This is a genomic window from Savagea serpentis (assembly GCF_015351395.1).
GTDB lineage: Bacteria > Bacillota > Bacilli > Bacillales_A > Planococcaceae > Savagea > Savagea serpentis.
Genome location: NZ_JADKPV010000009.1, coordinates 54707 through 65217, shown reverse-complemented (window position 1 = coordinate 65217; position 10511 = coordinate 54707). Strand labels below are relative to the sequence as shown.

Genomic DNA, 10511 nt, shown 5'->3' with positions numbered 1-10511 from the left:
TCGGTTGCTTTTTTCAGCAACTCTTATAATCTAACATGCTTTGATTTGTTTTGTCAAATCTTTTTTCGCATTCTCGATTTTGTTTTGTTTGCCGTTCCAAACGACAATATGAATCTTACCATGAGACTTCTTTTCTTGTCAAACCTTTTTATCATTTTTTTATTATTTTTATTTCTCTTCATATAATACTCTATAACATTTCAGTTCACGTTATTGCTTCTCTCTTCTCAATTCGTATGCTTCTCATACAAATTGTGCTATTATACTGTACATAAACAAGGAGGTACTTCAGTTGGCGAAACCTTATAAAAATAAAATTAACCGGATCCGTTCCTTTGCACTTTCACTCATCTTCATAGGAGTCATCATTATGTATGTCGGCATTTTTTTCCGATCGAATCAAATATTGATGCTTATCTTTATGATTCTTGGTGTATTCTCTATTTTAGGTAGTACAGTTATTTATGCTTGGATCGGCATGCTTTCGACCAAAGCGGTTCAAGTCGTTTGTCCATCATGTGGCAAACCGACTAAAATGTTAGGTCGTGCGGATATGTGTGGTCATTGTCGTGAACCTTTAACGCTCGATCCTACACTTGAAGGTAAAGAGTTTGATGAACGTTACAATAAAAAAAGTAGTCAAGAATAAAAAAATGCACTTGCGACATAATCGTTCGCAAGTGCATTTTCTTTTATTGACGTTTCATGTTCGCACATTCCGGACATGTTCCGTATACTTCAAGACGATGTGAATTCACTTTAAACCCAGTCATATGAGAAGCGAGGTGTTCAACTTCTTGTAAACCTGGATGATGAAAGTCGACAATTTTACCGCAATCATCACAAATGATGTGATAGTGGTCATGTGATGCAAAATCGAAACGACTCGATGCATCACCATATGTCAATTCTTTCACAAGCCCTGTATTTAAAAATACTTTTAAATTGTTGTATACAGTCGCTACACTCATATTTGGAAAATCATCTTCTAAAGCTCGATAAATTTCATCCGCAGTCGGATGAGTTTCAGAAGAAATCAAATATTCGAGTATCGCATGTCTTTGCGGAGTTATACGGACACCACTTTCTCGTAATGTCGAGAGTGCGTCTTTTAAATAAGTTTCAGACATCGTATCCACTCCAATCTATTGATATATTTGAATGATGTTCATGACTTATTTATAATCATTATAATTATCATAAGTGATTAGGAGGACGATTGTCAATATTTGTGCAATAACTTTCTGTTAATACCCTCTTAAAATATCCACTTCATTCACATACTCTTTTTCCTCGTCTAAATAACGTTTTAAATTTTCTTTAAAAATATCAATTGAACGTGGAATATATTGATTTGATAAACTTGAAATATGTGGAGAAACTGTACAGTTCGTCATCGTCCATAATTCGCTATCCTCGCGTAAAGGTTCTTTTTCAAAAACATCTAGGACAACATGGCGGACTAGTTTTTTATGCAAAGCTTCTAACACAACTTCTTCTTTGACGAAGTCTCCACGACCAAAGTTTAAAAATATTGCACTTTCCTTCATCGCTTCAAAATGTTCGAGTTGCCACAAATATCTCGTCTCTGGAGTACTTGGTAAAATAGAAATAACAGAATCCACTTTTGGTAATGTATCCATTAATTGATCTGGTTGAATCATCTCATCCATATTCAGGCTCGGTTTACCTGAGCGATTGTATCCAATCGTGTGTACACCAAATGCTTGAAGCAGTCGACCTACTTCACTTCCAATGGTACCGGGTCCTAAAATAAGCGCTTTTTGACCACTAATTTCAATTTGTGGCACACGACGGTCCCATACTTTTTGACGTTCATTATCATAAATTTGTGGGAATCCTTTTGATAAAGCAAGGATATGAGCGAGCATCGATTCTGCCATCGGAATTTTATGAATTCCTTTCGCATTTGTCACGAGCCATTTGCGCTCAGCAATTTTTTCAAGCGGGAAATTGTCGACGCCTGCTGAAGCGACCATGAGCCATTTTAAATTTTTCGCTCGGTCGACAACCGATTCAGTCACATCATTTCCGTATGTGACGAGCACTTCTGATTTTTCCAACCATTCATGTTCCGCTTCTTCGTAATGAAACGTCACTGTTGGAAATGTTTGAGCTAAATCTTCTCTTATATGTTCCTTTAAAGGAACTGTCACTAAAATATCCATTACGCGTTCACCATTTCTTTCAATGTATTCAACGCATCTTCAATATGATCTTTCACGCGCACTTTTCTCCACTCTTTCACTACTTTCCCTTCTGGATCAATTAAAAAGGTAGAACGTTCGATGCCCATATACTCTCGACCGAAGTTTTTCTTTAACTTCCAAACATCGTACGCTTCCGCTACTCGCTTTTCTTCATCGACTAATAAATCGAAAGGTAGCTCATGTTTTGCAATAAATTTTTGGTGAGAAGCTTCATTATCTGGACTCACTCCTAAAATAACTGCATTTAATGATGTGAAGTCTTCGATAGAATCACGAAAATCACACGCTTGCGTCGTACATCCTGGCGTTGCATCTTTCGGATAAAAATATAATACAACGTATTTCCCTTTAAATTTTTCTAAAGAGACCGCTTCCCCCTGCTGATTGTTCAAGGTAAATGTTGGTGCTTGTTTTCCTACTAAACTCATGAAAATTCCTCCCTTAATTGATTATTCTCTCTGTTATCGTACAAAACAGACGCTTCACTTGCAATTGTTTGCCTTTCCGACCATTTCATATAAAATGAAATTATAGTAATAGAAGCAATGTTAATTTACGATTGAAAGGATCATCATTTATGAAACTTGGTGCTCGAATATTTAAAACAGGAATCGCGATTGCACTCGCACTTTTTTTATCAGAGTTATTGCAATTGCCGAATCCTGTCTTCGCTGGAATTGCCGCTATTTTCGCGGTTCAACCGTCCATTTACCGGTCTTATTTAACAATTGTTGAACAAATTCAAGGTAATTTAATCGGAGCAAGTATCGCGGTCGTCTTCGTTATGTTGTTCGGCCAACAAGTGCTCATTATTGGACTCGCTGCGATTATCATCATTATGATCATGCTGCAATTGAAACTGGAAAAATCGATTTCTCTAGCACTCGTCACGATGATTGCGATTATGGAAATTCAAGGCGATGCATTTTTAAACTTTGCGCTCTTGCGTCTACTCACCATCATTATCGGAGTATTGTCCGCTTTCGTTGTCAATCTTGTGTTCATACCACCGAAATACGAAAAGAAACTTTTTCAAACGATTCATTTAACACAGGATGAAATTATCCGATGGACGCGACTCGCTGCGAGACAAGCTTCAGAACACCAAGCAACACAACATGCACTCGAAAAAATTAAAGAGAGTTTAAAACAAATCGATGAATTGTACGTTCTTTTCAAAGAAGAACGAAAGTATTTTAAAAGAAATACTTTCGGCAAATCTCGTAAACTCGTCGTCTATCGCCAAATGATTGCGACAAGTTCCAGTAGCTACGATTTATTAAAACGACTGCATCAATATGAAAATGAACTGATTGAAATGCCTGAACATTTTCGTATGATGATTCAAGAGCGTCTCGATACGTTACTGACATATCACGAACAACTTCATTTGAAATTCGTAGGGAAATTAAAAGCCGATACGATTCATATTCCGGAAAAAGAAGATTATTTGCAGCGACACGAAGTGATGGACATTTTTATGCAAGAAATTACGTTGACGACTGAGTTAGAAGAATTCTCTCCGTATCACTTGTTACATGTGTTATCGGCGATGCTTTACTACGATGAACATTTAGAACATCTCGATTTGCTCATCACGTCGTATCAACGTCACCACGAAGAATCGTATATTGAAGAATTTGAAGATGACATTTACTAAAAAAGCTCCTAACACCTTTATTCAGGTGCTAGGAGCTTTTCGCTTAACGGTTTAGTTTAAACAATTGCGTTTCTTCTAAAAAGGTTGTCGTATTCCATAAAAGTAAAACGTGATCAATATGGTGGTCTTCCATATATTGCTCCACGCTCCCATTATAATACCGCAAATCAAGCACATAAATATTCGCGTAATGCGCTGTTAAAAATGGCAACAAAGCATGGGCGTAAGAATCTTTCACGACGAGTAATGGTTCTTCGATTGGCGCATCCGGTGTTTTCAGTTGCATCGCCGCGTGAACACCGCCAAAAAAGTAACGGTATTGATCTTTCTGTTGCAAAGCTTCTTCATCATACAACGTATGGCGCAGTTCATTTCTGTCTTCAATATATAAGGTCGATTCATTATTGAAGACTGGACGTTCTAAACGATCCGGCTCTCTTCTAATAAATTGCCCTCTCGTATCGAAACTTCCGTAAAATTGTTCACTGACGACGACAGGTTCATAGTTGATCGGTTCCCACCCTTGTTGGAGAGCATAATGCGCATAAGCGATATATGCGCCACGCGTCGTCCAATGATGGTCTGTTTTGTAATAAATGTACTGTTCTCGATACGGCTCTAACATGCGTGCTCCATCATAGGTCGTCACTCGACTAGGTATCCGCTCCATAATCGTCCGTTGCATTGCGACGAGATCTGCCATCGGTGCAAAGGCTGGCCATTGCTGTTCATAAAATATAGCGGATGGCGGTATTAACATAAGTCCGATTGATTTCTCCTCATAGCACTCCGCAAATGTTTCGATCTCACGAATTTGGCGATCGACTTGTCGTTCAACCGTCGGATCGACTTTTTCAAATAAATACCCGTCACGGCCTAAATAAATGCCGTTATTTTCTTTTTTTCCTCTCACTTGCTCCACGAACGCTTTCGTTTTAATCCAACCGGTCCGATACGGAAAATGATCGGATACATACGTTTCGAATTGCGTCATTGCTTTTTTATTTAAAATCGTTTCAGGCGTGATGCGCGGCCATTTTTCTAGCGGGCGATTTTCGATTGAAGAAAAGGACTCCTTCGGAACAAGGAGTAGACCGATACTCCCGATTGCTAACATCGAAATGAATAAAACGATGAGTAATTTTTCAGCCATAGTTTCCCCCTTTAAAATCGAAAATATAAAAATGGATTAAAACTCGCATCTACTAAATAAGCGATGCTCATGAGATAAATCATCATGTACAAAACGATATGCCAACTTTTAAATGTTACATTTTTCATAATTGGCAATGACGCTAAAATAGCGATGATGATCAACGGACTTTCTGTCAAAACGTAATACAATGTCGTATCGTCATAAAAACCGTTTTGCGACGTAAACATGCGAACGAAATAATGCGTCATATCCCCGAAGTCTTCAAATACGAAAATGACCCATCCGACCGCAATCGCAAGCAATGCATAGACATGTCGGAACCATTTCGGAACTTTTTCCAATGCACGTAACCAAAACATTTTTTCCAAGACGAGTAACAAACCGAAATATGCTCCCCATAACACGTAATTCCAACTCGCTCCGTGCCAAAGTCCTGTCAATAACCAGACGACCGCAATATTTCTTAATTGCTTCTGCAGTCCGTGACGATTTCCCCCTAGTGGGATGTACACATAATCGCGAAACCAACTTCCGAGGGATATGTGCCACCGTCGCCAAAAGTCTGTCATACTTTCCGCTGTATACGGATAGCGGAAGTTTTCCTCAAAGCGAAAACCGAACATTAACCCGAGACCGATCGCCATATCGGAATAGCCACTAAAATCAAAGTAAATTTGTAAAGCGAAGGCGAGAATGCCGAGCCATGCTGTAAGTAGTGGCATCGTTTCCATCGAACTATGAGAAATCGTATCCCACAACAAACCGATATTGTTCGCCAACAAAACTTTTTTGCCAAGTCCGATTAAAAAGCGGCGCACCCCTTCCGCAAAAAGTGGAATGCTTTCACGTCGATGTTGTAACTGTTTTGCGATTGTATGATATTTAACGATCGGTCCTGCGACGAGTTGCGGAAATAAAGAAACGTATGCGCCGAAGTCTACCCAATTTCTTTGGGCTTCCGCTTCTTTACGATATACATCGATAATGTACGATAAAGACTGAAACGTATAAAAAGAAATCCCAATCGGTAAAGGTAACTCAACCAAAGGGATTTCAGTGTGTGCTAATCCATTGATCGTTTCAATGACAAAATCAGCATATTTAAAAAATGAGAGTACGGATAAATTGACGACGACAGATGCAAACACGATCCATTTTCTAAAACGGTCCGAGCGATTCGCGTTACTTAATGCTAAACCGAATGCATAATCTGCAAAAGTCGAAAAAATCATCAGTACGATATAAATCGGCTCTCCCCACGCATAAAAGACGAGACTGACCGCAAATAAAATGCCATTTCTCATACGGCGAGGAGAGAGGTAATACACGAGTAATACGAGCGGTAAAAAGACGAATAAAAAGACGAGACTACTAAATACCATAAGAGCTTACTCGCTCTTTAACGCTTCTTTAAATTGTTTTACAATCTCATCCGCTTCTGCAGAAATAACGAATAATACATAATTCGCTTCTTTCACAATTTGATAGTTTTTCGCATTTTCATATTGATCGGGTAAATACGTTTCAAATTGTTTTTGAACGACTTCTGCTCTTTTCTCCATTCCTTGCTCAATTTCTTTTGCATCTTTCGTATCTTTCAAACGCACGATTGCAATTTCATTCGTTTGGACATTCATCATCGGCATACGAATGTCGTAATCTTCCACTTTCTTTAAATCGAAGCCGTACATCTCTTCCACTTGTTCATCTTCAAGTGGCATTAAAGCAGGTTGCTCCACTTGTGCCAATATTTGATCCATCACTTTTGATGGTTCTACGGTCGGTTGAGCCTCTTCATTCGAACAAGCTCCTAAAGTGAATAATGTCAGTACGAGGACGAATCCCCAAAATGATTTTTTCATGATTATTTCCTCCTTTTTTTAAGTAGACGGCTCGGGTTTCTAAACGTTACAAATCTTGTATCGAATATAAATTGTAATACGTTCCTCGTTCATTCATAAGCTGTTCATGAGTTCCTTGTTCCATTAACATGCCATTTTCAATGACGAGAATTTGATCAGCACTCGTAATCGTCGACAAACGATGCGCGACGATGATTGTCGTTCTGTCACGAGCGAGTTCATCGAGCGACTGTTGAATGAGCGCCTCACTTTCAAGGTCGAGCGCTGACGTTGCTTCGTCTAAAATGATAATAGGCGGGTTTTTCAAAAAGACACGAGCAATCGCGATTCGTTGCTTCTGTCCTCCTGACAATTTCACACCTCGTTCGCCGACTTCTGTATCGTATCCTTTCGGCAAGTTCATAATGAAGTCATGAGCATTTGCCGCTTTTGCTGCAGCGATGACTTCTTCTTCTGTCGCATCGGGATTTCCCATCATAATGTTACTGCGCACAGAATCACTAAATAAAATATTGTCTTGCATGACGATTCCGATATTGCGACGCAAGGACTCGATTTCAATCGATTGAATCGATTGGTCATCTAAACGAATGTCGCCATCTGTCACATCGAAGAATCGTGGAATTAAGCTGACAATTGTCGACTTTCCTCCTCCACTCATCCCGACGAGCGCAATCGTCTCTCCTGCCTGAACGTCAAAATCGATATTTTGCAACACAGGTTGGCCTTCTTCATATTCAAATGAAACATTTCGAAAAGATAACTGTCCGTTCGCACGATTAATTGGTTTTGCAGACGGATCATTTTGAATGTCATACGGCTCGTCCATCAATTCTACAACGCGGTCCATCGAAGCGAATGATTGCGTCAATGTTGTCGAAGAATTGACGAGACGACGGAGCGGATTGTATAACTGATCGATATAGGCGATAAACGCAACCATCGTACCGAGTGTCAAGTTCCCTTGAATGACATGATACCCCGCATATCCGATGACGATGAGCGGTGCGACTTCTGTAATCGTATTGACGACCGCAAAAGCTTTCGCATTCCAACGCGAATGATTCAATGCTTTATCGAGAAATTGTCCATTTACACGGTCAAAATTTTCCTGTTCATGCTGTTCTAACGCGAAACTTTTCACAACACTAATTCCTGACACTCGTTCATGCAAATAACTTTGTACATTCGCGAGCGCTTGTGAACGTTCGCGAGTCAGTCCTCGTAAACGACCGAAAAAGTATTTAACACTAAACGCATAAAACGGGAAAGCAATCAATGTAATGAGCGTTAACTTCACATCGAGTGAAAACATAATACCGAGCGCGATCAGGATCGTCGCTAAGTCGAGCCAAACGTTCATGAGGCCAATCATAATAAAGTTTTTCGTTTGCTCCACGTCATTGATCACACGTGAAATAACTTCTCCTGCCCGTGTGTTCGAGTAATAACGCAAGCTTAACTTTTGTAAATGGCCAAAGAGTGACTGACGAATGTCGTATAAAATTTTATTGCTCACATTTTGAGCAAAATATTGACGGTAATACTCAACTGGTGGACGAATGACGAAAAATAAAATCGCCGTTCCCCCTAAATAAAGAAAGAGCTTCTCCGTCTTATCTGCCGCACTCATCGCATCGTTCGCCAAAATGCCATCGATTATAATCTTCATTAAAAATGGCAAAAATAACGGAATCGCAAACTTTAAAATTCCGATGACGAGCGTTAACGCAATTTCTCCCCAATACGGCTTCACAAAATCCATATATCTTGAAACTGTACTTCGTTTCGATTTCTCCATAGTACCTCCCCATTGAAAAAGCCTACTGCACATAAGCAGTGAGGCTAAAATTCTCGTTCATTTAATTGTTTGTAAAACTGATAGCGCTCTGTCCACACTTCGATAAACTCTGGCGCAAAAGGTCCTTTGCGCAGTTTAATCCAACGAATTAACTCTTCGATATTATGTTTCATGATCGGGTCAATTACAGGTGGATAGTTCATCAATCGTTTATGCAATGCATACTCGTCTTCATCTAATATGATGTAATTCATATCAGGGAAAACTTTCACATCGAGATCATAATCGATATATTTTAACGAACCGTGTTCAAATATAAATGGCGAGCTTAAATTGACATAGTAGTACACGCCATCTTCACGCAACATACAAATGATATTGAACCAATGTTTCGCATGAAAATAACAGATGGATGGTTCGCGCGTCAGCCACGTTCGACCGTCTGATTCCGTCACGAGAGTTTTTTCATTTCCACCGATGACGATATTTTTCGTCCCTTTTAAGACGACGGTCTCTTGCCAAACGCGGTGAATTTTCCCATCATGCTTGTAACTATGTACTTGAATTGTTTCTCCTTCTGTTGGAATTCCCATATTCATCCCACCTTTACACAACGAACGATTTAACTATATCTACCCATTATACCAACTCGTATGCAAAAGTTATACTAATTCACAATATGATATGATTGAGGATTTGTTTGAATAGGACTTGAACAGGCACAGCCATCGGAAGAGCTTTCATTTCTTCGATTGTAAAAAATTTCATCGTTGCTGTTTCTTTTATATCGTTTGAGTCGACAATTCGTCCATTTGTTGCGTAAATATTCCAATGCAAATGAGAAAAGATATGTTTATACGGTTCATACGTTTGTCCTACTTTTATTTTTGTGTTTAATTGTTTTTCGAGCTGTTGTTGTGGGTCTGTCAAATCTTCTGAGGCGCGCTCTACGTATGGAAACTCCCACATATTCGCAAGCAAACCTTCACTCGGGCGCTTCCTCATTAAATAACGCCCCTGTTCATCTTGCAAAACGAATGGAAAAATATCGACTTTGCGCACTTTCGTCTTTCCTTTTTTCACCGGATAGTCGAGAGGTGTGCCACTTGCATAAGCAGCGCAATGCTCTTGGACTGGACATAATAAGCAATGCGGATTACGCGGTGTGCAAACGACCGCTCCTAATTCCATAATCGCTTGATTAAAGCTAGATGGATCTTCATGACTGATCGTTTTCGTGACGAGTTCATCGAATATTTTTTTCGTCTTCGGCTTGCTAATGTCGTCCGGAATCTCAAACAACCTCGAATAAACACGCATCACATTACCGTCAACTGCATGTTCAGGCAAATTGTATGCGATGCTTAAAATCGCCCCTGCCGTATACGGACCGATTCCTTTTAATGAACTAATTTCTTTTCGCGTTTTCGGCACTTCGCTTCCGTAATGTTCCACGACTTCACGGACACCTATTTGTAAATTGCGCACGCGTGAATAATAACCGAGCCCTTCCCACAATTTTAAAAGTTCTTCTTCATCCGCTTCCGCCAATGACTCCATCGTTGGAAAACGTTCGATAAATTTTAAATAATAAGGAATGACCGTATCGACCCGTGTCTGTTGAAGCATAATTTCAGAAACCCAAATGTAATAAGGGTTTGAGGTGCGTCTCCAAGGTAAATCTCGCTTTTCCTTTTCATACCACTGTAATAAATCTTTTTGAAACTGTTCTTTGTCAAATGTTTGTCGCAATTGTAACTTCCTTCCTTAGCATATCGTTTACGTTTTTATAGAGAAAAAG

11 protein-coding genes are annotated in these 10511 nt (G+C 39.5%); 2 read left to right on the top strand and 9 right to left on the bottom strand.

Annotation, left to right across the window (positions count from 1 at the left end):
* Window positions 1–292 precede the first annotated feature (292 nt).
* Window positions 293–649: a YgzB family protein gene (locus IRY55_RS12635; RefSeq protein WP_194563693.1), complete on the top strand. Its 357-nt coding sequence runs from the start codon at window positions 293–295 to the stop codon at window positions 647–649.
* 43 nt (window positions 650–692) lie between these two features.
* On the opposite strand, the gene perR is transcribed toward IRY55_RS12635, so the two are convergent.
* The 3 genes from perR to bcp all read right to left on the bottom strand — a co-directional run bounded on the left by perR (window position 693) and on the right by bcp (window position 2659).
* On the bottom strand, window positions 693–1130 hold the full coding sequence (gene perR, locus IRY55_RS12630) for a peroxide-responsive transcriptional repressor PerR (protein WP_194563692.1): 438 nt from the start codon (window positions 1128–1130) through the stop codon (window positions 693–695).
* Window positions 1131–1247: 117 nt separating this feature from the next.
* Window positions 1248–2189: a D-2-hydroxyacid dehydrogenase gene (locus tag IRY55_RS12625; protein WP_194563691.1), complete on the bottom strand. Its 942-nt coding sequence runs from the start codon at window positions 2187–2189 to the stop codon at window positions 1248–1250.
* On the bottom strand, window positions 2189–2659 hold the full coding sequence (gene bcp, locus IRY55_RS12620) for a thioredoxin-dependent thiol peroxidase (RefSeq protein ID WP_194563690.1): 471 nt from the start codon (window positions 2657–2659) through the stop codon (window positions 2189–2191). The genes IRY55_RS12625 and bcp overlap by 1 nt, the downstream gene beginning before the upstream one ends.
* 149 nt (window positions 2660–2808) lie before the next feature.
* Between bcp and IRY55_RS12615 the strand changes: the two genes are divergently transcribed.
* Entirely contained in the window at window positions 2809–3891 is a 1083-nt protein-coding gene (locus IRY55_RS12615; protein WP_194563689.1) for an FUSC family protein, read from the top strand.
* A gap of 43 nt (window positions 3892–3934) precedes the next feature.
* On the opposite strand, the gene IRY55_RS12610 is transcribed toward IRY55_RS12615, so the two are convergent.
* The 6 genes from IRY55_RS12610 to mutY all read right to left on the bottom strand — a co-directional run bounded on the left by IRY55_RS12610 (window position 3935) and on the right by mutY (window position 10462).
* Entirely contained in the window at window positions 3935–5044 is a 1110-nt protein-coding gene (locus IRY55_RS12610; RefSeq protein WP_194563688.1) for a DHHW family protein, read from the bottom strand.
* 11 nt (window positions 5045–5055) lie between these two features.
* Window positions 5056–6429, bottom strand: coding sequence for an MBOAT family O-acyltransferase (locus IRY55_RS12605; RefSeq protein WP_194563687.1), 1374 nt, complete (start codon window positions 6427–6429; stop codon window positions 5056–5058).
* 6 nt (window positions 6430–6435) lie between these two features.
* Window positions 6436–6909 carry a DUF4358 domain-containing protein gene (locus IRY55_RS12600; protein WP_194563686.1) on the bottom strand — a complete coding sequence of 158 codons (474 nt, stop codon included), beginning with the start codon at window positions 6907–6909 and terminating at the stop codon, window positions 6436–6438.
* A 46-nt stretch (window positions 6910–6955) separates the two neighbouring features.
* Entirely contained in the window at window positions 6956–8710 is a 1755-nt protein-coding gene (locus IRY55_RS12595; protein ID WP_235961141.1) for an ABC transporter ATP-binding protein, read from the bottom strand.
* A gap of 44 nt (window positions 8711–8754) precedes the next feature.
* Window positions 8755–9303: a nucleoside tri-diphosphate phosphatase gene (ntdP, locus tag IRY55_RS12590; protein ID WP_194563685.1), complete on the bottom strand. Its 549-nt coding sequence runs from the start codon at window positions 9301–9303 to the stop codon at window positions 8755–8757.
* Between the two features lie 79 nt (window positions 9304–9382).
* Window positions 9383–10462: an A/G-specific adenine glycosylase gene (gene mutY, locus IRY55_RS12585; protein WP_194563684.1), complete on the bottom strand. Its 1080-nt coding sequence runs from the start codon at window positions 10460–10462 to the stop codon at window positions 9383–9385.
* Window positions 10463–10511: the final 49 nt, after the last annotated feature.